Annotated in this window: 23 protein-coding genes; 7 read left to right on the top strand and 16 right to left on the bottom strand. The window is 64.3% G+C overall.

The annotated features are described in order from the left end of the window. Window positions 1-22 precede the first annotated feature (22 nt). Window positions 23-163 carry a hypothetical protein gene (locus tag AB4136_RS09035; protein ID WP_162835309.1) on the bottom strand — a complete coding sequence of 47 codons (141 nt, stop codon included), beginning with the start codon at window positions 161-163 and terminating at the stop codon, window positions 23-25. A 327-nt stretch (window positions 164-490) separates the two neighbouring features. Here AB4136_RS09035 and AB4136_RS09030 point away from each other — a divergent pair, with 327 nt between their 5' ends. After that, window positions 491-1,561, top strand: a complete 1,071-nt coding sequence (locus AB4136_RS09030) for a LacI family DNA-binding transcriptional regulator (protein ID WP_024926270.1) — start codon at window positions 491-493, stop codon at window positions 1,559-1,561. A 24-nt stretch (window positions 1,562-1,585) separates the two neighbouring features. Here AB4136_RS09030 and sthA read toward each other — a convergent pair whose 3' ends face one another. Continuing rightward, on the bottom strand, window positions 1,586-2,977 hold the full coding sequence (gene sthA / locus AB4136_RS09025) for a Si-specific NAD(P)(+) transhydrogenase (RefSeq protein ID WP_024926269.1): 1,392 nt from the start codon (window positions 2,975-2,977) through the stop codon (window positions 1,586-1,588). A gap of 246 nt (window positions 2,978-3,223) precedes the next feature. Here sthA and AB4136_RS09020 point away from each other — a divergent pair, with 246 nt between their 5' ends. From AB4136_RS09020 to AB4136_RS09010, 3 genes are all read left to right on the top strand, one after another. Next, complete coding sequence (locus tag AB4136_RS09020; RefSeq protein WP_024926268.1) at window positions 3,224-3,694, top strand: RDD family protein; 471 nt, start codon at window positions 3,224-3,226, stop codon at window positions 3,692-3,694. A gap of 136 nt (window positions 3,695-3,830) precedes the next feature. Continuing rightward, the gene (locus AB4136_RS09015) at window positions 3,831-4,580 is read left to right on the top strand and encodes an arginyltransferase (protein WP_024926267.1); all 750 of its coding nucleotides are present in this window, start codon (window positions 3,831-3,833) and stop codon (window positions 4,578-4,580) included. An 89-nt stretch (window positions 4,581-4,669) separates the two neighbouring features. Next, complete coding sequence (locus AB4136_RS09010; protein WP_024926266.1) at window positions 4,670-5,566, top strand: DMT family transporter; 897 nt, start codon at window positions 4,670-4,672, stop codon at window positions 5,564-5,566. Here the strand turns inward: AB4136_RS09010 and AB4136_RS09005 are convergent. Both AB4136_RS09005 and AB4136_RS09000 read right to left on the bottom strand, forming a co-directional pair. After that, window positions 5,554-6,774, bottom strand: a complete 1,221-nt coding sequence (locus AB4136_RS09005) for an AI-2E family transporter (RefSeq protein WP_024926265.1) — start codon at window positions 6,772-6,774, stop codon at window positions 5,554-5,556. The two genes, AB4136_RS09010 and AB4136_RS09005, sit on opposite strands and share 13 nt — an antisense overlap. 115 nt (window positions 6,775-6,889) lie before the next feature. After that, on the bottom strand, window positions 6,890-7,588 hold the full coding sequence (locus AB4136_RS09000; protein WP_024926264.1) for a TetR/AcrR family transcriptional regulator: 699 nt from the start codon (window positions 7,586-7,588) through the stop codon (window positions 6,890-6,892). A 166-nt stretch (window positions 7,589-7,754) separates the two neighbouring features. Here AB4136_RS09000 and AB4136_RS08995 point away from each other — a divergent pair, with 166 nt between their 5' ends. Beyond that, entirely contained in the window at window positions 7,755-8,159 is a 405-nt protein-coding gene (locus AB4136_RS08995; RefSeq protein WP_024926263.1) for a winged helix-turn-helix transcriptional regulator, read from the top strand. A 34-nt stretch (window positions 8,160-8,193) separates the two neighbouring features. Here AB4136_RS08995 and AB4136_RS08990 read toward each other — a convergent pair whose 3' ends face one another. From AB4136_RS08990 to parC, 4 genes are all read right to left on the bottom strand, one after another. Beyond that, entirely contained in the window at window positions 8,194-8,955 is a 762-nt protein-coding gene (locus tag AB4136_RS08990) for a polysaccharide deacetylase family protein (protein ID WP_024926262.1), read from the bottom strand. A 138-nt stretch (window positions 8,956-9,093) separates the two neighbouring features. Continuing rightward, on the bottom strand, window positions 9,094-9,615 hold the full coding sequence (locus AB4136_RS08985; protein WP_024926261.1) for an RNA polymerase sigma factor: 522 nt from the start codon (window positions 9,613-9,615) through the stop codon (window positions 9,094-9,096). 7 nt (window positions 9,616-9,622) lie between these two features. Further along, the gene (locus tag AB4136_RS08980; RefSeq protein ID WP_024926260.1) at window positions 9,623-9,826 is read right to left on the bottom strand and encodes a YgaP family membrane protein; all 204 of its coding nucleotides are present in this window, start codon (window positions 9,824-9,826) and stop codon (window positions 9,623-9,625) included. A 96-nt stretch (window positions 9,827-9,922) separates the two neighbouring features. Beyond that, a complete protein-coding gene (parC, locus tag AB4136_RS08975) occupies window positions 9,923-12,181 on the bottom strand; it encodes a DNA topoisomerase IV subunit A (protein WP_024926259.1) in 2,259 nt (752 codons plus the stop codon). Window positions 12,182-12,545: 364 nt separating this feature from the next. On the opposite strand from parC, the gene AB4136_RS08970 reads away from it, so the two are divergent. Beyond that, entirely contained in the window at window positions 12,546-13,739 is a 1,194-nt protein-coding gene (locus tag AB4136_RS08970) for a hypothetical protein (protein WP_024926258.1), read from the top strand. A gap of 105 nt (window positions 13,740-13,844) precedes the next feature. On the opposite strand, the gene AB4136_RS08965 is transcribed toward AB4136_RS08970, so the two are convergent. From AB4136_RS08965 to AB4136_RS08955, 3 genes are all read right to left on the bottom strand, one after another. Beyond that, the gene (locus AB4136_RS08965; RefSeq protein WP_024926257.1) at window positions 13,845-14,405 is read right to left on the bottom strand and encodes a GNAT family N-acetyltransferase; all 561 of its coding nucleotides are present in this window, start codon (window positions 14,403-14,405) and stop codon (window positions 13,845-13,847) included. Window positions 14,406-14,526: 121 nt separating this feature from the next. Then, window positions 14,527-15,282, bottom strand: a complete 756-nt coding sequence (locus AB4136_RS08960; protein WP_024926256.1) for a transporter substrate-binding domain-containing protein — start codon at window positions 15,280-15,282, stop codon at window positions 14,527-14,529. Continuing rightward, the gene (locus tag AB4136_RS08955; protein WP_024926255.1) at window positions 15,279-18,494 is read right to left on the bottom strand and encodes a bifunctional cytochrome P450/NADPH--P450 reductase; all 3,216 of its coding nucleotides are present in this window, start codon (window positions 18,492-18,494) and stop codon (window positions 15,279-15,281) included. The genes AB4136_RS08960 and AB4136_RS08955 overlap by 4 nt, the downstream gene beginning before the upstream one ends. 246 nt (window positions 18,495-18,740) lie before the next feature. Between AB4136_RS08955 and rirA the strand changes: the two genes are divergently transcribed. Beyond that, window positions 18,741-19,205: an iron-responsive transcriptional regulator RirA gene (gene rirA / locus AB4136_RS08950; RefSeq protein ID WP_024926254.1), complete on the top strand. Its 465-nt coding sequence runs from the start codon at window positions 18,741-18,743 to the stop codon at window positions 19,203-19,205. Window positions 19,206-19,207: 2 nt separating this feature from the next. On the opposite strand, the gene AB4136_RS08945 is transcribed toward rirA, so the two are convergent. Genes AB4136_RS08945 through hemP form a run of 5 tightly spaced genes read right to left on the bottom strand, consistent with a single transcriptional unit; the run spans window position 19,208 to window position 23,296 of the window. After that, window positions 19,208-19,999 carry a heme ABC transporter ATP-binding protein gene (locus AB4136_RS08945; RefSeq protein ID WP_137900565.1) on the bottom strand — a complete coding sequence of 264 codons (792 nt, stop codon included), beginning with the start codon at window positions 19,997-19,999 and terminating at the stop codon, window positions 19,208-19,210. A gap of 9 nt (window positions 20,000-20,008) precedes the next feature. Further along, window positions 20,009-21,100, bottom strand: a complete 1,092-nt coding sequence (locus AB4136_RS08940; protein WP_137900564.1) for an iron ABC transporter permease — start codon at window positions 21,098-21,100, stop codon at window positions 20,009-20,011. A 13-nt stretch (window positions 21,101-21,113) separates the two neighbouring features. After that, a complete protein-coding gene (locus AB4136_RS08935; protein WP_137900563.1) occupies window positions 21,114-22,010 on the bottom strand; it encodes a heme/hemin ABC transporter substrate-binding protein in 897 nt (298 codons plus the stop codon). Continuing rightward, a complete protein-coding gene (locus AB4136_RS08930) occupies window positions 22,007-23,065 on the bottom strand; it encodes a hemin-degrading factor (protein WP_024926250.1) in 1,059 nt (352 codons plus the stop codon). Before AB4136_RS08930 ends, AB4136_RS08935 begins: the two co-directional genes overlap by 4 nt. 21 nt (window positions 23,066-23,086) lie before the next feature. Then, on the bottom strand, window positions 23,087-23,296 hold the full coding sequence (gene hemP, locus AB4136_RS08925; RefSeq protein WP_024926249.1) for a hemin uptake protein HemP: 210 nt from the start codon (window positions 23,294-23,296) through the stop codon (window positions 23,087-23,089). Between the last annotated feature and the right edge of the window lie 64 nt (window positions 23,297-23,360).

Below are 23,360 nucleotides of genomic sequence, written 5' to 3'. Positions count from 1 at the left end.
CCGCAGATCCGCCGGCAACGGCTCAGCGCCGCTTGCGGCGGACGGCATCGAAGCCAAGCATCGCCAACCGGTCGCGGCGGGCAGCCTTGCGCTTCTCGGACACCGGAGGAATGCCCCAGTAGCTGCGATACAGTTCGTCGAACAGATAATCGATCGGATGCATGCTGCTTTTCCTTCGAGATGATGTCGGATTCGGCCCGGCCCTGGATCGGCCCGAGCTCGAAATACACAGAATTGGATCGATTCAAATATCGCTCGACCACTCCTGCCCGTCAAGGAGAAACTGGATCGATTCAAGAAATCTGCTAAAAAGCCTTGGGATTGCGCTGCTCGCCGACTAACTAGAAGAATGACACGCTGATCCGCCAGACGACTTCTGCCGCTGCCTCAAGGTAACGGAAAGTGCACGAGTGGTTGGCGGTAATGGGTCGCCTACGCGACCGACGGCGCCGAGGCAACCCGGCACCCTTAACGGCAAAGGAGCATGCCTATGGCGAGACAGGCGACGGCGATCAAGCCGATCAGGCTGGCGGATGTCGCCAAGGCCGCCGGTGTTTCGCATGGCACTGCCTCCAACGTTTTCAGCCACCCCGAGATCGTGCGCGAGGAAGTGCGCGAACGGGTGAAAGCCGCGGCGGACGCGCTTGGCTATACGGGGCCTGATCCCAAGGGACGGCTGTTGCGCGCTGGCAAGGTCAACGCCATCGGCGTCGCCACCGCGCAGCCCCTCTCCTATTTCTTCGACGACCCCTTCGCCCGCGTGGTGATGTCCGGCATTTCCGAGATTTGCGATGCCACCGGTGCCGGCCTGTCGCTGGTCTCGGCCATCAACGGCGAACATCTCGCCTGGAACATCCAGAGCGCACTGGTCGACGGCTTCATCGTCTTCTGCGTCGAAGGCAACTGGCAACCGGTGAAACTGACCCGCGAGCGCAAGCTTCCCTTTGTCGTGCTCGATTTCGCCTTCGACGAGGGCGCAACCTCGGCCATCGGCGTCGACAACAGGGCCGGCGCCAAACTGGCGGCCGAGCATCTGCTGGCCTTTGGCCATCGCCGTTTCGGTATCCTTGCGCTGCATTTCGCCGAAGGCAGCACCGGGCCGGTTACCGCCGCCCGCGCGCAAGGCGCCACCTATTCCGGCACGCGCGACCGCCTGACCGGCTATCTGGAAGCCCTTTCCCACGCCGGCATCGATGCGGGGAGCGTGCCGATCTATGAGACCGGCAACGACGTGCCGACCGTGCACGCCAGTCTGAACTACATGTTCGACCGGCCGCAGCCGCCCACGGCATTGCTCGCCATGTCCGACCGCATCGCCATGATCGCGATCGACTGGCTGAAGGAGCGCGGATTGTCGGTGCCGGGCGATGTTTCTATCATCGGTTTCGACGGCGTGCCGGAATCCGCCCGCTGCGAACCGCCACTGACGACCATTGCCCAGCCGATCATCGAGATGGGCCGCCGCGCCGCACGTGCCATCCTCGACCCGAGCGATGCCCTACGCAGGCAGGAACTGCCGTTCGAACTGATCGTGCGGACATCGGCCGCCGCGCCACGCTAGGCCGGGCGCGGCAAGGGGCGGGCCTTAGCCCTGGCCCATCCGGTTCCAGGCATCCAGCCCGGCGATCTTGTAGGCTTCGGCCAACGTCGGATAGTTGAAGGTGTTGTTGACGAAGAAATCGATCGTGCCGCCGAGATTGATGACTGCCTGGCCGATATGGATCAGCTCGGTCGCGCCCTCGCCGACAATATGCGCTCCGAGCAGCCGGCGCGTCTCCAGCGAGAAGAGCAACTTCAGGAAGCCCGAATTGACGCCCATGATGTGGCCGCGCGACGTCTCGCGGAACCGCGCGACACCGACTTCATAGGCAACGCCGCTGGCGCGCACCTGCTCTTCCGACTGGCCGACCGTGGAGATTTCCGGCACCGCGTAGATGCCATAGGGAAACGTTTCTGGCGGCGGCGGCAGCGCCACGCCGAAGGCATGGCATGCGGCCACCCGGCCCTGCTCCATGGATGTCGAGGCGAGGCTCGGAAAACCGATGACGTCGCCGGTGGCGTAGATATTCGGCACCACCGTGGTCTGGAACGTGTGCGGGTCGACCTTGATGCGGCCGCGGGCATCGGCCTCGATGCCGACGGCCTCAAGCCCGAGACTGCCGACATTGCCGCTGCGGCCGGCGGCGTAGAGCACCATTTCGGAGCGGATGCTGCGGCCATCCGCAAGCGTCACCTCGGCGAAATCCTGTCCAGACTTCACCTCCTTGACGCTGCTGCCCAGCCGGATGGTCATGCCGCGGTCGCGCATCTGGTGGATGAAGTCGTCGACGATCTCGCGGTCGACGAAATCGAGAATCGTGTCGCGCGGCTCGACCAGCGTCACCGGCACGTCGAGCGCCGAAAAGATGGTGGCGTATTCGACGCCGATGACGCCGGCGCCGATCACCGTCAGCGAACGCGGCAGCTGCGACAGTTCGAGCATCTCGTCGCTGTCGAACACACGCTTCTTGTCGAACGGCACCTCGGCCGGGCGATGCGGCCGCGTGCCCACCGCGATCAGGGCATTGGCGAAGCCGATCTCGCTGTAGTCGCCGGTATCGGTGGTGAGGCTGGCGCGATTGGGACCGAGAAACCGCACCATGGCGCGCGCGCTCTTGACCGCATTGCGCATGAACTGGTGCTGCAGCACCTCGACCTCGTGGTCGAGGGTCTTGTGCAGGCGTTCGATCAAGTCGCCGATGGAGATGTCCTGCTTGACCCGGTAACCGCGACCGTAGAAGCCGCGTTCGCGCCAGCCCGACAGGTTGAGCACCGTCTCGCGCAGGGTCTTGGAGGGGATGGTGCCGGTATGCACCGAAACCCCGCCCAGGCGCCGGCCGGCATCGGCCACCAGCACACGCTTGCCGAGCTTGGCCGATTGCACGGCGGCGCGCCTACCCGACGGGCCGCTGCCGATGACCAGCATGTCGTAGTCCATAAAACCCTCTTGTCCCGCCGCGGTTCGCGACGCGCTTCATATCCGGTCGCGGCGCCGCCCGATCACATCAAGCTAGCGCTTTGGCCATCATCCATTCAACCGATTTAAGCAAACGCGAAACACGGATGGCCCGCCACCCAGATTTCACCGTCGCCGTAACACGCGCCTCTTGATTCTGCGACCGGCACGCCCCATCTCGATTGAGCCGGCCGGTACGAAAACCGCGCCGAATGACGAGGATATGACATGAACGCGCGCGTGCTTGACGGCGAGATCATCACTTCCAGGCTGGACGATGTCCGTGCCTATGACGGCGTGCGCTCGCGCCGGGTGTTTGCCTGTATTCTCGACTATATCGTGGTCGGCCTGCTGACCATTCCTTTCGCCATCCTGGTCTTCCTGCTCGGCATCATCACGCTGGGCCTGGGCTGGATGCTGTACTCGTTCCTGGTACCGGCGGTAGCCGTCCTCTACATCTGGAACACGCTGGGCGGCCGCGAACAGGCCACGCTCGGCATGCGGGCAATGGGCATCCGCCTCGACAGGCTGGACGGCGCGCCGATCGACGGCATGACCGCCGTGGTCCATACGGTGCTGTTCTGGGCGGGCAATGTGCTTTTGACGCCGCTGGTGCTCCTGGTCACCCTGTTCTCGGACCGCAAGCGCGCGCTGCACGACCTCCTGCTGGGCACAGTCGTCAGCCGCAGCGATCGCTGAGGCCGTCCTTGAACGCGCCGGCTCGCCTGGTTGCCGATTATGCGGGGCGGCCGGGCCGAAAGCTTGATAATCCTGTTGAATTTTCTGCCGTACGCGCCAAGGTAGAGCGATTCGTGGGAGCATCTTTCGACGCGCGATGACGCAGCATCCTACCCAGTCTCCGCAGTTCTTCCTGACCGCGCCTTCGCCATGCCCCTATCTCGAGGGTCAGTTCGAGCGAAAGGTCTTCACCCACCTCGTTGGCGACAAGGCCTCGGACATGAACGACCTGCTCACCCAGGGCGGTTTCAGGCGTTCGCAGAACATCGCCTATCGCCCGGCTTGCGAGAGCTGCCGCGCCTGCGTGTCGGTCCGCATCCTGGCGCAGGAATTCGAGCCGAGCCGCAACATGCGGCGCGTCGAACAGCACAATGCGGACCTGATCGGCACCATGCACGATGCCGAGCCCTCGACGGAGCAGTATTCGCTGTTTCGCGCCTATCTCGACGCCCGCCACCGCAAGGGCGGCATGTCGGACATGACGGTGCTCGACTACGCCATGATGGTCGAGGACACCCATGTCGACACCAAGATCATCGAATACCGCCGGCGCGGGCCGGACACCTTCATCACCGGCAAGGGCCAGGGCGCGCTGGTTGCGGTGGCGCTGACCGACAAGATGGCCGACGGCCTGTCGATGGTCTATTCCTATTTCGACCCTGAGATGGACGAGCGCTCGCTGGGCACCTTCATGATCCTCGACCATATCCAGCGCGCCAAGACCATGGGCTTGCCCCATGTCTATCTCGGCTACTGGGTCAACGGCTCGCGCAAGATGAACTATAAGATGCGTTTCACGCCGCAAGAACATCTCGGCCCGAAGGGCTGGGAACGCTTCGGCGGCTGAAGTTGAACGATCGGCCCGTCTAGCCACCAAGTCCACGTCAGGATCCAGGCTCGCAACGCTGCCGTTGCCTTATGACGGAGCCTGTGCGCGTGACTGTTTCGCATGATCATTCGAAAGGTCTGTTCATCGCCGCCCTCGGCGGCATGGCGCTAACCGTCGATATTCCGCTGATCCGGCTGGCCGACGGCCAGCCCTGGAGCATCCTGATGCTACGCAGCGGCACCACCCTGCTGGCCGGGCTAATCGTCTGGGCGATCTGGCGCTCGCTGACGCCCAAGGCACCGAAACTGATCCCCGGCCGCGCCGGGCTGGCCGTCGCCACGCTTTACGGCATCGGCTCGATCGCCTTCATCACCGCGGTCTTCAACACCACGACGGCCAATCTCGTTTTCATCCTCGCCTTCAACACCATGTTCGCGGCACTGCTGTCATGGCTGTTCCTGGGCGAGCGGCCGCGCCCGGCCACCTTTGCGGCGATGGCGGCGATGATCGGCGGCGTCGGCATCATCGTCGGCGGCTCGATCGGCTCCGGCCATCTGTTCGGCGACGTCCTGGCCGCCACCTCGGCCTTCTGCATCGCTTCCGCCATCACCATTTCACGCCACAGCGGCAAGGACATGGGTTTCCCCGCGCTGATCGGCGTGGTGCTGCCCTTCCTCGTCGCCGTCCTCATGGTCTGGAAGACCGGCTATCAGGTGAACGCGCCGTGGTGGATCATCTTCAATGGCGGCTTCATCATCCCGATTTCGTTCTTCTGCCTGGCCACGGCACCGAAATACATTCCGGGCCCGGAGGCGGCGATGTTCTATCTCCTGGAGACCGTGCTGGCGCCGGTCTGGGTGTGGCTGGTGTTCAACGAGGTTCCGTCGCGCGACAGCATGATCGGCGGCACGATCCTAATCGTGGCGCTGGTCAGCCATTCACTGTGGCAATTGCATCAGGGCCGCAAGCGCCGCGCGACGCTTGCCGTGCGTCACCCCGCCTGAACCTTGCGCGGCGCCGATTCCAGGACGACCGGCTCGGCAACCACCGTTGGTGCTTCCTCCACGTCAGCCGTTTCGGGCGGCTGGCGGTCCACCACATCCACTTCGTAGAGCCATTCGCGCCAGATCGCGACCAGCAGCGCCATCAGCACCGGGCCGATGAACAGGCCGAGAAAGCCCATCGTCTTGACGCCGCCAATCAGGCCGAAGAAGGTCGGCAGGAATGGCAGCTTGATCGGACCGCCGACCAGCTTGGGCCGGATCGTCTTGTCGACGATGAACAGTTCCACCGAGCCCCAGATGAACAGCGCGGCGCCTGCGACGATCGAGCCCGAACCGACGAGATAGATCGAGACCAGAGTGAAGGCGAGCGGCGCGCCGCCGGGGATCAGCGCCATGACGCCGGTGAGCGCGCCCAGCGTGACCGGCGAAGGCACGCCGGCCAGCCAGTAGGCGATGCCAAGCACGACGCCCTCGCCGATGGCGATGACGGTCATGCCGGTGACGGTCGAGGAAATGGTGGCCGGAACCACGCGCGAGATGCGCTCCCAGCGGACGGGAAGGATACGTTCGCCCAGCGTATCGACCTGCCGGGCAAATCCCTCGCCGTCGCGATAGGCGAAGAACAGCGCGATCAGCATGAACAGCAGTGTCAAAAGCAGCGAGAAGGCGCTGCCGCCGGCAACCAAAACGGTGTTGTAGATGGAGCGGATGGTAGCGCCGCTGACCAATTGGATCAGTTCGCCGATGCCGCCCGGATGACCAAGATTGCGGGTCCATTGCTCGTTCAGCCACTCGCCGACCACCGGCAGGCTGGCGATCCATTGCGGCGTCGGCGCGCCATAACGATTGGTGCCGATCGCCCAGGTCACCCATTCGCGCACCTCGTTGATGACATAGGTGCCGGCCATAGAGATCGGAATGACGAGGAAAGCGAGGATCAGGAGCAGCGCGATGGTGGCCGCGATCGTGCGGTTGCCGTTAACGGCGACAAGCAGGCGCTTGTAGAGCGGCCAGCTGGCGAAAGCGATGACCAGTGCCGCCAGCACCGGAACCAGGAAGCCGTAGAAGAAATACACGCCGGCCGCGACAATCAGCACCAGGAGCCAGCGTGCCGCCGACAGCGGCGCAATGACCGCCGCCCTGTTGGGCGCCGCCGCACCAAACAGGCGCGGTTCCTTCTGCGGCGTTTTCGTCTGCGGTGATTTCAAACACGTCCCCCGAATCGACAGCGGCGGCTCAAGCAAGGCCACTGTCCGGTACTATGCACGACGATAGTGCAGCAATCGTGACCATAAGCCAATCGACGGGAAAATCTCCGCCCGGTCAGCCAGCGGCCGTGGAGGACGTTTCAGCCGGCCTCGCCGTGCGGCCCGTAGGCCGCAGCATGGCGACCAATACCGTGCGCACGATCGTCTCCAGCTTGTCGAGCGCGATGCCGTTCGACGGCAGGTCGTTGCTGGCGATGCCCTGGATGACGGCCATCAGCGCCGGCACCAGCGTTTCCAGTTCGAGCAGCGGGGCTATTTCGCCGCGCTCGCTGGCGGCGCCGAGATAATCGAGGAAGAGCGTGCGCACCTGCGTCATGTGGTTGCAGTAGGTGGCCCGCACGGCTTCGTTGCGGGTCGCCTCGGCATGGAACTGCGCGATCAGCGCGCAGGCGCCGGTCTCGTGCACGAAACGGATATGGGCCATGGCGCCGAACACCATGCCCTCGACGACGTCGGGATTGTCGAACATAACAGCGAACTTGATCTCGTCGTCGCGCTGCGCGGCGGCGCAGATCTCCTCGATGATCGCCTCCTTGGAGACGAAATAGCGATAGAGCGCGCCGGGGCTCATGCTGGCCTCGGCGCAAATCTGTTGCATCGACGCGCCCTGGAAGCCCTCACGGGCGAAACAGGTCTTGGCGGCTTCCAGAATGCGCTGCACCTGAAGCTCGCGGCGCTCGGCACGCGACAGCGCCCTGCCCTCGTCGGCCTCCGCTTCCAGCATCATCTCGATATTGCCAAAGGCTGTTTTCATTGCTATTCCAAGAAATGCGAATGATCATTCTCAATTTATGCGAGCGATCATTCGCGGTCAATGCCGGGTCACGCGCAACACTCCTGACAAAAGTCGGGCAACGAAAATGGCGCGAGCTCGTTCTTTACGCTTGTTACAGATCCCCCATAGCAGCGAGCGAACAATCATGTGCCCGTCCAACGATCAGGAAGCGGACCGGATCGCGAATGGCGACGCCCCTTATACGAAGCTTATCGAGGCGATGCGCCCCCTTGCCGGCAAGTGGAAGATCGAAATCCTCTGGATTCTTGCCCAGCGCAGCCACCGTTTCGGCGAGCTCAGGCGCAGCCTGCCCGGCATCACCCAGCATATGTTGACACTGCGGTTGCGCGAGATGGAGGCCGACGGACTGATCCGCCGCACGGTCTATCCCGAAAGCGTGCTGCGGGTGGAATACGAGGTCAGCGAAGGCGCGCATGGGCTGAAGCCAGCCTTCAAGGCGCTGGTGGAATGGTCGGAACAATATGGTCCGCTGTCCAGGCAGCGCGCCGCCGACGAGATCGTGCGCGCGCTGCCCAATATCGCCGCCTGACCGGCTCCATGGAGCTGGGAGTTCCGCGAACGCGCTACGGGCTCGTCGCGGTGTCGTAGTCGGCGATGTGCCCGAAGGCATAGCCCTTGGCGCGCAGCCCGGTGACCAGCGCCGTCAATTTGTCCCTGCCCTGGAAGACGTCCTGGAACATCTCGTCATGCATGAGCAGGACGAGCTTGTTCTTGCCGACCGTGCGGCCGGCCGCGAACAGGTGCCCGATCTCGTCGATCAGGCGGTCGACGGATTGCACCGGCTTGCCGCTGTCCTCGTGCACCCATTCGAAATCCCAGCCATAGAGATGAAAGCCGGAAGCGGCGACGAACTCGAAATCCACCTGCTCGCGCTGCGCCTCCTCCAAACTCAGGCCGAAATCGTCGCGCGACATATATTGCAGGCGGAAGACGTCCCGGCCGGGTAGCCGCGCCGGAACCGGCGGCGGTGCCTTGAGACCGAGCACTGTGTTCGCCTTCAGCATGTCGGCCACAACCGCCTCGGTGTCGGCATAGAAGCGCTGGTAGCGGTTGTTGGCGTGGCTGAAGCTGTGGTTGCCCACCGTCACCAGCGGCAGCGACTTCGCCCGCGTCACCAGCGCGCCGCGCTCCGGGCTCACCAGCGCATGCTGGCCGACCATGAAAAGTGCGGCCGGCACCTGCTGTGCCTCCAGAACGTCCAGCACATTGGCGGTGCCGTTGAGCGGTCCGTCGTCAAAGGTCAGATAGACGGTGCGCTGGGCGGCGCCGGCCGGCACGCACGCGGCCAGCAACAAAAACAGCGCCGCGCGCGCGACTGCCAGCATCGATATCCTCCATCCCCTCGCATATTAGCGCGACAAGGTAGAGAGCCGGCTGCGGGCGTCAAGAAGTCCGCGATAACCAGGCCATCGTCGGTTGAAACATGGTCAATCCCGACGACGGAGCGCGCGGCAAACCTCGCCTCAACGCGAGAGATATTCCCGCATCAGCAGCCGCGCGCGATGGAGTTTCGCCTTGATGCTCTGGCGTGTCTCGCCAAGGCTTTCCGCCAGCTCGTCGATCGTCATTTCGCGCAGGTCGCGAAGCAGCATGACCTCGCGATAATGCGGCGGCAAGGCTTCAATCGCGGCCGCGATGTCGAGCTTGAGCTCCGCGTGGGGACGGACGCCGAACGAGCGCTCCAGATCGATCTCGGCCAGCGATTGTGGCGGCTGCAGCCGCATGGTGCGCGCCAGCCTCATGCACTCGCGCCGCACCACGGTGAACAACCAGCCGGAGAACGCGGCGAGCGAGCGGATCGTGCCGACCCTGCGCGAAAGCAGCCACAGCGCCTCCTGCGCGGCATCCTCGGCATCGGCGGAGGTGCGGCAGCTCGAACGGGCATAACGACGGATATCCGGCTGCGCGATATCGAGCAGCTTGACGATCGCCACGCGATCGCCGAGCCGCGCTGCATCGAACAGATGGACCGGCACAGTGTTCATGTCGAACCTAGGAACGCCGGCCCATACCGGTAACGGCGCACGTCGGACAGTAGCCGAACAGGCCGGAGAGCACCAAGGCAACACCCATCATGGCTGCGAGATAACTGATCGGGGCGGCGAGCCAGATCAGCGCAGCCGCCGCTGCCGCCAGCCCGACGACGATCCTCATCATCTGGTGCAAGCCGCCGATATTCTTCCTGTAGAACGCCATGGTTCAAATCTCCTGTCTCGCCGGCACCATGCCGGCTGCAGGGATAAGAGGCGCGAACCCCGCAAAAGGATTCGCGCCGCCATGGAAGAAAGTCGGTTATCCGAATTTGCCGGTGCGCGGGAACCCCTTCGGCACCATGCGGCCGGCGGCGGCGCGGTTGCCGATCCACTCGGCCAGTTCCTCGCGCGGCCGAACGAAGGTGCGGTCGGCCGAATCCTGCCAGGACAGGCCACCCTCCATGGCGAAGGTCTTCACGTCGAGCACGCCGCCATCCTTGTATTTCTGCAAGCGCACGCCCTTGCCGCGCGCCATTTCCGGGATTTCGGAAAGCGCGAACACCAGCATCTTGCGATTGTCGCCAACGATGGCGACATGATCGCCCGTGGCCGGCAGGCAGCGCGTGGCTTCGTCGGGCGTCTTGACGTTCATCACCTGCTTGCCCTTACGGGTGTTGGCGACCACTTCCTCCTCGGAAACCACGAAACCGTTGCCCTCATGCGAGACAAGCAGCAGCTTGCGCTTCGGATCGTGGACGAAGGCGGTGACGATATCCTGATCGTTCTCCATGTCGACGATGATGCGGATCGGCTCGCCGTGGCCGCGACCGCCCGGCAGGCGATCGGCGCCGATGGTGTAGAACTTGCCGCCGGTGGTGAAGACGAGGATCTTGTCGGTGGTCTGCGCATGGAACGCGAGCTTCAGCCCGTCGCCTTCCTTGAAGCCGAACAGCGAATGGTCGGTCAGATGACCCTTCATCGCCCGCAGCCAGCCCTTTTCCGACACCACGACCGTCACCGGTTCCTTCTCGATCATCGCATGCGCGATGTCGGTCAGGTCGTGCTCTGGCGCATCTGCGAACTGGGTGCGGCGCGGGCCGAGTTCCTTGTTCTCCTCGGGCCCGAAGTCGCGCCGGATCTTCTGGATTTCCCAGGCGATGGTCTTCCACTGCTTCTCCACCGAGGCGAGCAGGGATTCGATCTGCTTTTTCTCCTCCGAGAGCGCGTCGAACTCCTTGCGGATTTCGAACTCTTCCAGCTTGCGCAGCGCCCGCAGCCGCATGTTGAGGATGGCTTCGGCCTGCACGTCGGTCAGCGACCAGCGCGCCATCATCACCTGCTTGGGCTCATCCTCCTCGCGGATGATGCGGATGACCTCGTCGATGTTGAGGTAGGCGATCAGATAGCCGGCAAGGATCTCCAGCCGCTTCTCGATCTCGCCCAGCCGGAACTTCGACCGCCGCACCAACACTTCGCGGCGATGGTCGAGCCATTCCTGCAACACGCCCTTGAGCGACAGCACGTTCGGCACCTTGCCGCGCGACAGCACGTTCATGTTGAGCGGGAAGCGGCTCTCGAGCTCGGTCAGCTTGAACAGCGATTCCATCATCAGGCCTGGGTCGACGGTGCGGCTCTTCGGCACCAGCACGATGCGGATGTCTTCCGCGCTCTCGTCGCGGATGTCTTCCAGAAGCGGCAGTTTCCTGGCCATCAACAGTTCGGCGATCTTTTCGATCAGCCGCGACTTCTGCACGCCATAGGGAATTTCGGTGACCGCGATCACCCAGGTTCCCCTGCCCTGATCCTCCTGGTTCCATCTGGAGCGGACACGGAAGCCGCCCCTGCCGGTCTCATAGGCTTCGAGAATGGACTGGCGGCTGTCGACGATGATGCCGCCGGTCGGGAAATCCGGGCCCTGCACGAACTCCATCAGCTTGACGACCGGCGCGTCGGGATGGTCGATCAGGTGAAGGGCGGCGTCGCACAATTCGGCGGCGTTATGCGGCGGCACCGAAGTGGCCATGCCGACGGCAATGCCGGAGGAACCGTTGGCGAGCAGGTTCGGGAACGCGCCCGGCAGGACGGTCGGCTCCTCGTCCTCCTCATTGTAGGTCGGACGGTAGTCGACCGCATCTTCGGTGATTCCGAAGAGCAGCTCCGTCGCCACATCCGTCATGCGCGCTTCGGTGTAACGCATGGCGGCGGCATTATCGCCGTCGATGTTGCCGAAATTACCCTGGCCGTCGACCAGCGGGTAGCGCATGGAAAAGTCCTGCGCCAGGCGCACCAGCGCGTCGTAGATCGACTGGTCGCCATGCGGGTGGAACTTGCCCATCACTTCGCCGACGATGCGGGCGCATTTGGCGAAGCCCTGGTCCGGGTTGAGGCGCAACAGCCGCATGGCGTGCATGATGCGCCGGTGCACCGGCTTCAGGCCGTCGCGCACGTCCGGCAGGGCGCGGTTCATGATGGTCGACAGCGCGTATGAAAGATAACGATCTTCCAGCGCCTTCTTCAGGTCGACCGGTTCTATGTTGTCGTGACCGCCATTGTCAGGCGGCAAAAGGCTCTTTCCCATGGGTTTGGACTAGCCGAGCGGCTGATTCGCGACAAGAGGCGGCAGGTCAAGCACTTCCTCGCTTATCCATGACAATTTGCAGCCAGCCGGCACCTTTCGCAGGGCAAGCCCCACATCGCCGCCATGAAACTGTAACAAGCCCCGTATAAGCGCGGCCACGGTAATACGGGATGTTGCGCGGGTCGCGGGCATGACGTAAGGACCGCGCCTCGCCGCCGCTCGACTTGCCGGATCTGTCTTTTTCCGCGAATGTCGGCTTTTGTGGCGGGCAATGCCTTCTTCCGGCCCCTTTCCTTGCGGACGGGTGGAGGCGCAAATCGATAGACGTTTTCTCGAAAGCCTCAGGCACCCTTTGGAGCACGCGATGACCATCCACCGCTCGACCGTTCGCAAGTTCGCCGTTTCGGCGCTTCTTCTCGCCCTGCCGCTCAGCCCGGCATTCGCGGCCGACACCAAGGCCGTGGCGGAACGTCTCAAGGCCACGTTTGAAAGCCAGGGTGTGACCGTCGGCTGGACCGGCGTCTCCGGCGATACGTCCAACATGGTGCTGGAAGGCGTCACCATCGCGCCGGTCGGTGAAAAGGAGCCGCTGGCGATCGGCAATGTCACGCTGAAGAACGTGACGGACGCCAATGGCGGCTATCTCGTCGACACCGTCGCCACCCAGGCCTTCAGCCAGGAGAAGGACGGCGCCAAGTTCGAGGTGAGCCCCTTCGTCATCAACGGCATGTCTATTCCGGCCGAAGGCAACACCGATCCGCTCGCATCGCTTTTGATGTACAAGTCAGCCCAGCTTGATACGCTTTCCGTGAAGGTCGCCGACAAGACCGCCTTCTCGATGAACAACCTCACCGTCAACGTGAACCCGCCGGCCAGCGGCCAGCCGATGACTTTCACCGGCGGCGCCCAGAAGTTTACCGGCGATCTGACGCTGATCCAGGACGCCGAGACCAAGCAGGTCGTCGAAGGGCTCGGCTATCAGAACATCTCCGGCAAGCTCGACATGGCCGGCTCCTGGCAGCCGACCGACGGCAAGCTCGAACTGTCGAAATACGACATCGCGGTCGACAATGCCGGCACGATCGGCATGACTTTCGCGCTCGGCGGCTACACCACCGACTTCATCAAGTCGCTGCAGCAGCTTCAGAAGAAGATGGCCGCGACGCCGGAAGGCGCCGACAAGTCGGCCGAAGGCATGGCTGTGCTCGGCCTGATGCAGCAGCTCTCCTTCGGCAGCGCGACGATCCGCTTCGCCGACAATTCGCTCACCAACAAGGTGCTGGAATTCGTCGCCAAGAAGCAGGGCATGACCGCGAAGGACATCGCCAACCAGGCCAAGGCCGTGGTGCCGTTCGGCATGGCGCAGATCAACAATCCGGAACTGACCGCCCAGGTGACCAAGGCCGTCAGCGACTATCTGGACAATCCGCAGAACCTGGTGATCGCCGCCAAGCCGGCCAGCCCGGTGCCGTTCGCGCTGATCGCAGCCGGCGCCATGGCAAGCCCCGCCGACCTCACCAAGACGCTGGGCGTGACCGTTACCGCCAACGGCAACTGATCGCCGTTCGCCCATCGTCGCGACATGCAAAAAGGCCGCCTCACTGGCGGCCTTTTTCATTGAATGGAGATGAGGATCGTATCCCCGCTTGCGCAAGCCAGGGGATCAGGCCCTGCTGAAGGCAGCGTCCGAACGGGAACGAAGCGGCAAAAGCCCGGTCAGCACATCGTCTTCCGCCGGCTCGAGGTCGATCGTGCCGACCGTCTCGCCGTCCTCGAAATTCAGCGCGGCGCGGTAGCGGCGGGCAAGCGCTTTCATCGCCTGGTTCTGCGGGTGGGTGGTGACGCGCAGCCGCGTGTAGCCCAACCCGCGCGCCTGCGCGATCAGGCGCTCGAACAGAAGCGCGCCGATGCCGCGGTGCTGCAACTGGCGTTCGACGCTGAAGGCGATCTCCGCCGTCGGCGTCGCTTCTTCCGGCCGCTCATGCAGTTCGGCAGCGCCCAGCACCATATCGTTCTCGACATAGCCGACGACGGTCGTACCGTCGGCGAAACTGCGGTCGGCATAATCAGCGATGAAGCTGTCGTCGGGCAGCCCGTTGAAACGGTCGCGCCTGCTTTCAGCGTCGAGCCTCAGGAGATGATCGCGGAATCGCGGAAGTTCCGAAGGTCTCAGCTGGCGAATTGTCCCCGTCAGGGGGCGCGTGTTCGAAATCTGTCTTTCCATGTCGCACTCCTCGTGGGTTCCTCCCCGAGTCGGTGCTCGATGCCCTTAATATTGTGCAGCGCACCATGGATTGCAAGATCACGCTGGGTAACGTTTACGTCAAGGTAAACTTCCGCGACGGCTACGCGCCGACGATCTCCGCATGCGAAAAACCATGGCGCTCCATGATGGCGACATGTTCGGGCGAGCCGAGATAGGCCGCCAATTGCCGATCGAAGGCTTCCCGCAAGCCCACGTCGGACAGCGCGAAGGAGAAGGCGCCGACGGCGGGTTTGGCTTTGCCCTCCACTCCGAGATCGATGACCTCAAGGCGGATATCGACATGCTCGCGCAGATAGCCGCGATGCGCCATGGCGACGCTGGCATAGGCGTCGACGACGCCGGACAACACCGCCTCGACCGCGGCCTTTTGGGTGGCGAACAGCCGCGTCCGCGCGGTCGGCACGCCAGCGGCCAGCGCCGACTGGTGCTGCACCTGCCCCGCCACGACACCGATCACCGCCATTTCGTTCGCCGCGATCGCCCGGTAGCTGTCGAGTTGCCTGCTATTGTCGGCCCGCATCATGAACCCGTCGGCGAGCGACCACACCGGCCGGCTGAAAGCGACCTGTAGGGCCCGTTCCGGCGTGACGAAAAGCGGCGTGTTGATCGTCCAGGCGCCCTCGGCCACCCCCGGCATCAGTTCGGCGAAAGTCACCAGCCGAGTCGAAATCCGCTCGACCCCGATCGCTTTCAGCACCGCCTCGGCGACCTCGACATCGCATCCGTGGGGACGACCGTCCGCGCCTGGCCAGCAGAAGGGCGGCTCGTCAAGATAGGCGAACACCACCTCAGCTGGTACGCCGACGTCGCCGCTCCCGTCAGAACCAACGCTCAATTGCCGGCCCAGACGTCGAGCACATAGCGGTTTTCCCTGGCCAGCCGCTCCATCCAGGCATCGGCCGCCTGCGCGTCGGCGTCGGTTTCGTCGGCATAAAGACGCGTCAACGCCCGCCTCACATCCGGTTCCATGCGGCTGCCGTCGCCGCAGACATAGATATGCGCGCCGGCCTCGATCAGCTTCCACACCGTCGCGCCGAGCTTGCGGATGAGGTCCTGCACATAGACCCGCTCGCCGCCATGACGCGAAAACGCGACATGGAGGTCGACGAGGCCGGCCGCCGCCATCGCTTCCAGCTCGTCCCGGTAGAGGAAATCCTGGTCGGGATGCCGGCAACCGAAGAACAGCATGGCCGGCGCCAGCGCCTTGCCGGCCTTCGCCAGCGCCGCGCGCTCCTGCAGGAAGGCTCGGAACGGAGCAAGCCCGGTGCCCGGACCGACCATGATGACTGGCAGCGACGCATCGTTGGGCAAGCGGAAACCCGCCTTGGTTTCCTTCGTGCTGGCGTGGATGACGCCGCCCTCGCCTGTCCGCGCCAGATGGTTGGAGCAGGCGCCGCGATAGATGCCGTTGCCGGAGCGGGCCGGCTCGTCTACGACGCCGGCGGTGATCGAGCAGCGACCGGCGCCGGCCTGCGGCGACGATGAGATCGAATAATAGCGCGGCGCCAACAGCGGCAGCATCTCCAGATATTGCCCGAAGGTGAGCTCGCAGGCCGGGAATTCCTCCAACAGGTCGAGCACCGACTTGCGCCTGGCGAACACCTCGCTTTTGTAGGGATCGGCGCCATCGCCTGCCTCGGCGGTCAGCGCTTCCAGCTTCGGCCTAGTGAAGGGACAGCGTGTCGCCGCCGCCATCGCCTGGATCTGCTTGCGTGTCGCCACCGCCTGCAACTCGACATAATCGGACAGGATGCGGCGCACCGGAACCGGACCGTCCGCTGGAAACGGTGCCTGCCGTCCGCCGGTGGTCTTCAGGCGAAGCTGCGCATCGGCCGAAAAGCCAAAACGCCTCTCGACGCGCTCGACCAGTGCCTGATCGTTGACCGGCACGACGCAGAGATGATCGCCGGCGCGATAGGCCACGCCTTCCGGCAGCGCCACCTCGACATGGCGCGTGGAGCGGCCGGAGCCCGGCGATTGCAGTTCGCGATTGGCCAGCACCGTCATCGCCACCGCGCCCGACTGGTGCACCACCGGATTGACCGGCTGGCCGGAAACGATCTCGACCTCGTAGAGCGGCTCCGCCTCGGTTTGCTGGGAGAAATCGATGTCGAGCCCGAGCGCCGCGCCCACCGACTGGAACAGCCCCTTGAACCAGTCCTGGAACTGGCCGTCGAGGTCCTCCCGCGCATCGCCTTCGCCGCGCTGGGCGATGCGGCGGGCGCCGAGCGCTTCGAGGCGCTCGTCGATGCGACGCGGCGTTGCCTGGAAGGTCGAGGCCCAATCGCGGTTGCCGCAGCCGAACACCAGATAGTTGACGTTCTTGGCGGCGTCCGGCTCCGCCTTCTCCAGCCAGTCCATGAACCGGATAGCGTTGTCGGGCGGCGCGCCATTGTAGGAGGCGCTGGCAATCACCACCGCGCCGTCGGTCGGCAGGCTGCCGGCCCGCGCATCGAGCTCGTCGAGCGTCACCTCGAAGCCGTTAAGCTCGCCGGCCTGCGCGATCGCCCGGGCAAGCTCCTCGGTGGTGCCGAGGTTGGAACCGTAGAGCACGGCGAGCGGCGTGCCGTGGCTTGGCCGCTTGGCTTGCGCCACCGACGGGGCCGCCGCCTGGCTGGCCAAAGCCGCGCCCGGCACCACCGTGCCGCGCGTGCGGCCGGGACGCGCCTTCACCCGGATGCGGAAACCGTCGGGCTTGATCGACATGGTTTCCTTGACGCGCAACTGGTAGCGCTGGTGGTCGAACAGCTGGAAACGCTGCAGGATCATGCCGAGAACCAATGTCGCCTCCTGCATGGCGAATTGCCGCCCGATGCAGGCGCGCTGGCCATTGCCCCACGGCTTGAAGGCATGCGCCGGCCGCGACGCTTCCGCCTCGCGCGAAAAATTGTCGGGATTGAACGTCTCGGGCTCGGCGCCCCACACAGACGGGTCGCGATGCAGCATCAAGGTCAGCAGCGTGACGAAGGTGTTTTTCTTGATCTTGTATTGTCCGCCGATCACCTCGTCCCGATAGGGATAGAGGCCGATCGCCGGGGCGGTCGGCCAGAGCCTCAGCGCCTCGTTGAGCACCTGCTGCACATAGGTCAGGTGGTTGACCTCGGCGATGGTCGGCATCACGCCGATATCGGTGCCGAGAACGCGGTCGACCTCCTCATAGGCCTTTTCGAGCACATCCGGATTGTTGACCAGGAAATAGAGCGCGAACGACATCAGGCCCGACGTCGTTTCGTGGCCGGCGATCAGGAACGTGATGATCTGATAGCGGATGTTCTCGTCGGACAAGCTTTCGCCCGTTGTCTTGTCGACGCCCGCGAGCATGAAGTTCAATAGATCCTTCTGTGCCTGGTCGCCGCCGCCGCGCCGCCTTTCGCGCACGATGTCGTCGACCAGCTTGGACATGAAGGCGACGTCGGTCTTCAGCTGGTCGAGCCGCTTGCGCAGGATCATCTTCTCGAACGGCAGCCCGCGCTGGACCATGCAGGTTTCCAGCGTCCGCGTCAGCGCGTCGATGAAGGGGTGATAGTCGCGCCGGTAGAACGAGTTGAAGCGATAATCGAAACCGCAGACGCCGACCGTGTCGAGCGCCAGCGCGGTCATGTCGTGGACGACGTCGATGTCGTCGTCGGCGTTCAGTCGTTCCCATTTCATGCAGAGCTGGCTGGCGATGTCGTACATCAGCGGCAGGTAGCCGGCCATGGCGCGCTGAGCGAAGGTCGGCAACAGGATGTTATGCGCCTTGGTCCAGTTGTTCTCCTGCGTATAGGCGGTGAACAGCCCGTCGCCGGCGGCGGAGCGCACGCGCCGCAGCGAACCGCGCACCGCCTTGTCGAAGCGGCTCTCGTCGCAGATTTCCTGGACCAGGGAAGCGCCCGACACCACCACCATCGGCGTGCCCATCATGTCGAGGCGGATGATCGGCCCGAGTTCGCGCGCAAGCTGCATCAGGCTCTGGAGCGGCGTCTCCTTGTCCACCGTCAGCATGTTGCCGACGAACGGCTTCTTGGGCGGACTGGGGATATTCCTGAGCCCGGTCTCCAGAGACATGCCCCCTCCCGTGGATTGTATCCGGTTCCATTCCCTCAACTGGAATAATCGTGAGTTTCCACTGAAACGCAAGGCAAGGGCGGCTGGCGAGACCTTCGCGATGCTTGACGCAACGGAACCGCCTCTGGATCACGCGATTGCGATGGAAACTGGATTAAAAACATCATCTATGGTCGGCTCCAGTCTAGAATTGTTCCAGACTATGGGCCATATTCGCTGCAACCAGCGCTTTGCGAAGGAGCGATCATGCGGCTCACGCGCCAGACCAACTACGCCATGCGGATATTGATGTATTGTGCGGCCAATGACGGCCGCCTCAGCCGCATTCCCGAAATCGCCGCCGCCTATACGGTATCGGAACTGTTCCTGTTCAAGATCCTGCAGCCGCTGGTCGAACACGGACTGGTCGAGACCGTGCGCGGCCGCAATGGCGGCGTCAGGCTTGGCCGCCCGGCCGCCGAGATCAGCCTGTTCGACGTGGTGCGCATCACCGAGGAAAATTTCGCCATGGCGGAGTGTTTCGAGGCTGACGCCGAGTGCCCGCTGATCGACAGCTGCGCGCTCAACTCCGCGCTGCGCGAAGCGCTCAACGCCTTCTTCGAAGTGCTCGCCCGCTACTCGATCGCCGACTTGATCGCGGCGCGCCCGAATGTGCGTACGCTGCTCGGCATCGACCTTTTGGAACGACGCGCGCCCGCCCCGGCGGCCTGATCCTACATCGCTACCGACTGCGGCAGTACGAACGGCACGTCGCCGGACGGCAGCACGCCGACGCGCATGCGACAGTCGAACACTTTCTCGATCAGGCTGTCGCTCAGCACGGCGGCCGGCGTGCCGGCAGCGGCGAGCGTGCCGCGATGCATGACGAAGATGCGGTCGGCATACATCGCCGTCAGGTTGAGGTCATGCAGGATGGTGATCACCCCCCCGCCCCGCTTGGCGAAATCGCGGGCGATGTTCATGATGATGAGCTGATGCTTCACATCCAGGCTTGAAACCGGCTCGTCGAGGAACAGATAGCGCGGCTTGCCATCCAGCACCGGCGCCCAGACCTGGCAGAGCACGCGGGCAAGCTGGACACGCTGCTGCTCGCCGCCCGAAAGCTCCTGGTAGAAGCGCCCGGAAAAACCGTCGAGATCGACCTTGGCCAATGCCCGCTCCGGCAGCCGCTCGGTCTCGCCCGCCAGCACGCCGGAGCGGCCGCCGACCAGTCCAAGACGGACGATCTCGTGGACAGTGAACGGGAAGGCGAGCGACGTTGCCTGCGGCAGCACCGCACGCATGGTCGCTGCCTCCACCGGGCGCGTCGCCGACACCTCGCGGCCATTGATGACGATCGAACCGTCATAGCCGAGATCGCCCGACAGCGCCTTCAGGAAGGTCGTCTTACCGGAGCCGTTGGGCCCGACGATCGCCGATATCTCGCCCGGTCGCGCTTCGAAATCGATACCGGAGACAATGCGCTTTCCGGCGAGCCTCACCGTGACATCATGGGCTTCGATCATCGTCAGACCTCACAGATCAAGGACACCGCGCTTGCGCAACAGTATCCACAGGAAGAAGGGACCGCCGACCGCCGCGGTGATGATGCCGATGGGCAGTTCGGCCGGCGCCACGATGGTGCGCGCCAGCGCATCGGCCAGCAACAGCAGGGTGGCGCCAAGCAGCGCCGAGGCCGGCAGCAGATAGCGGTTGTCCGGGCCGATGGAGAGGCGCAGCACATGCGGCACGACAATGCCGATGAAACCGATGCCGCCACTGACCGCGACCGAGGCCCCGACCGCCGCCGAAACCCCGGCGATGGCGATATATTTCAGCCGCTGCACCGGCACGCCGAGATGGGTCGCTGTGGCTTCGCCGAGCGCCAGTGCGTTGAGCCCGCGAGCGAAGAACGGCATGGCCGCGAGCGCCACCAGCATGATCGGCCCAGCGGTCGCGATCTTGGTCCAGGTCGCGCCGGCCAGCGAGCCGAGCTGCCAGAAGGTCAGGTCGCGCAGCTGGCGGTCGTCGGCCAGATAGATCAGGATCCCCATCAGCGCACCGGCCAGCGCCGAGAGCGCGATGCCGGCCAACAGCATGGTCGCGACCGAGGTGCGGCCCTGGCGCGTCGCCACCTGATAGAGGATGAGCGTCGTCGCCAGACCGCCGACGAAGGCCGCCAGCGGCAGCGCCATCGAACCCAGAAGCGCGGTGAATGGCGCGAGCGCAGTGCCGCCAAGCACGATGACCGACACCGCCCCGAGCCCGGCGCCCGCCGAAACGCCGACGATACCGGGATCGGCGAGCGGATTGCGGAACAGGCCCTGCATGACGGCGCCGGACACGGCGAGCGCAGCACCGATCAACGCGCCGAGAACGACACGCGGCAGGCGGATGTCATAGATGATGATGCGGTCGCGAGCGCTCAGCACGCCGGCATCGGCGCCCGACAGCCAGTCGCGCAACACCCCGAAAACGGAAGCGTCGGAGGCGCCGGCGGTCAAGGAAAACAGCATCACCGTTGCAAGCAGAGCTGCAAGCAGAACGATGGTCAGCCGCGCCCGTGCCGAACGATCGCCGGCGCGGGTCATCACGCCGGCTGAACCGGCAAGCGAGTGGTCAACCATGGGACGCCACCACTCAATCGGTGATCTGGCTGCCGTAGAAGGCGACCGCAAGATCGTGGATGGCATCAGCCGTGCGCGGGCCGAAACCGAGGAGATAAGCACCGTCCATGCGGATCACCTTCTTCGCCTTGCCTGCCGGCGTCTCGGCGATCGCCGGATTGGCGAACAACACCTCGTCCGGCACGGAAGGTCCGGCATGGCTCATCATCAGGATGGCGTCGGGTGCTGCGGTGACCACCGCTTCGTCCGCAAGCTGCTTGTAACCGGCCACGCTTTCCACGGCATTGACGCCGCCGGCGAGCTTGATGATGCCGTCGGCGGCGGTGTTGGAGCCGGCAGCGAGGATCTTGCCGTTCTGCAGGGAAAGGATGAACAGCACGCGCTTGCGATCCTTGACCGAGGCCGTCTGCTTCTCCGCCGCCTTCAGCTTCACATCCGTTTCCGCTGCCAGCTTCTCGGCCTTGGCGTCGGCGCCCAGCGCCTTGCCCACCAGGCGGATCTTCTCAAGGATGCCGGCGCGGTCGTAGGTCTCCGGCACCTCGACATAGGCGACGCTGCTCTTCTTCAAGACGTCGATGGCATCCTTCGGACCGCTGCCCTTCAGCGCCAATATCCCGGTCGGGTTGACCGAAAGCACGCCCTCCGGCGACAGCGCGCGCATATAGCCGACATCCGGAAGCTTCAGCGCTTCCGGCGGGTAGACGCTGGTGGAATCACGGGCGACGAGCTTGCCTTCCTCGCCCAGCGCATAGACGATCTCGGTAACCGCGCCGCCGACGGCGACGATGCGCTTGGTGTCGGGGAAAACGGTGATGTTTTCATTCGCCGCCACCACCGTTGGCAAGGCGCAGGCCAGAACGGCGCCGAACGCGGCGACCCGCGCGAACTTCTTCGGGGATAGATACATCATGCGGCACTCTGCGTTGCCAGGCGCGGCAGGCTCTCGGCCAGCGAGCGCCAATCGGCACGCTCGACCTCGCCTTCATGGCGTTTGCCGAAGAACTGGATGATCATCTTGCCGTCGGCGCCATAGGCTTCGAGCGAGGTGACGTGACCGTCCTTGGTCGGCTTGCGCACGGCCCAGGCTTCGGTGATGTGGTCGGTGCGCAGGTGCAGGTGGAACGTCTCGTCCAGCACGTTGATCCACGGCCCCATCGGCTTGATCGACTTGACCGGGCCGGAATGGATCTGGATGCAGCCCCGATTGCCGACGAAGCACATGATCGGCTGTGCGCTTTCGGCGGCGGCATTAAACATCGCCGTCACCGCCTCGGGATCGAGCTTCCAGGCATAATCCTTGCCGATCATCTGAACCGCCTGCTGACGGCTGAGCTTCAGCGTGCGCAGCATGCCGAAGAACTGGTGCACGTCGGTCAGCTTGCTCCAGCGCTCGCGCAGATCGTCCACCGTCTGCGGCGACAATTCGCCCGGCGCATCGTCCTCGGCGAGGCTCGTAAGCGCCACTGTCGGCTCCTGGTTGGGCGAGACGAGTTGGTCGACCAGTTTCTGATAGGCATAGAGGTTGGAGGACGGACGCAGATGCACCTTGTGCACGGCCTCGCCCGCCGCGTCGAAGAACTGCAGGCTGTGGCGGATGTCATCGCCGTCGCGCTTCTCGACGGCAAAGCCATGCGCCCATACCTTCGGGAAGATGCGCAGGTCGATATTCTCGCCCAGCGCCATCGCCGTGTGCTCGCCGGTGACGACCTTGTCGTAGACGCCGATTTTCTCGTGGACCGCGCTTTCGTTGCGGGTCAGCGCCATGACCTCGCCGACCGGTTCGAGACCAGTCAGGAGATCGTTGACGCGCGGCTCGACGCGCGTAACCCCCTCGCCGCAATGCGCGGCCACAAGTTCGGCTTCCGAAATGCCGAGCTGAGCGGCGAGATCGCGCTCGCGCATTTTGGGGTTTTCCGCTCGCATCCGCCGAATTTCGTGCGGGGCTGGCTTTACGCGCTGGTCCATTACCGTCCCTACCCTTGCTATTTACTTGTTGAGGATGAGCTTGCCCTGACGGGTGATCTTGAGCCGGTAGAGCGCGCCGTGGTGCTCGATGCCGATCTCGTGTTCGCCCTGGAAAAGCGAATTGCTGGTGAGTGTCCTGACCGACAGCGGCACCCGTTCGACGCGCAATTGCGTCTGCGCTTCGGGCCGGCGGTAGCGGAAACGGAAATCGTCAGGGTTGTGCGTGTTCATGCTGATCCACTCCTGATCTCGCCGGGTGTGTCCGGCTTCCTGCAAAACGTCGATTCATTTGTTG

The sequence above is a fragment of the Mesorhizobium sp. 2RAF21 genome, from assembly GCF_052115345.1.
Lineage (GTDB): Bacteria > Pseudomonadota > Alphaproteobacteria > Rhizobiales > Rhizobiaceae > Mesorhizobium > Mesorhizobium terrae.
Note: the sequence above shows the minus strand (reverse complement) of the source record. Positions and strands in the feature narration are given on the sequence as shown.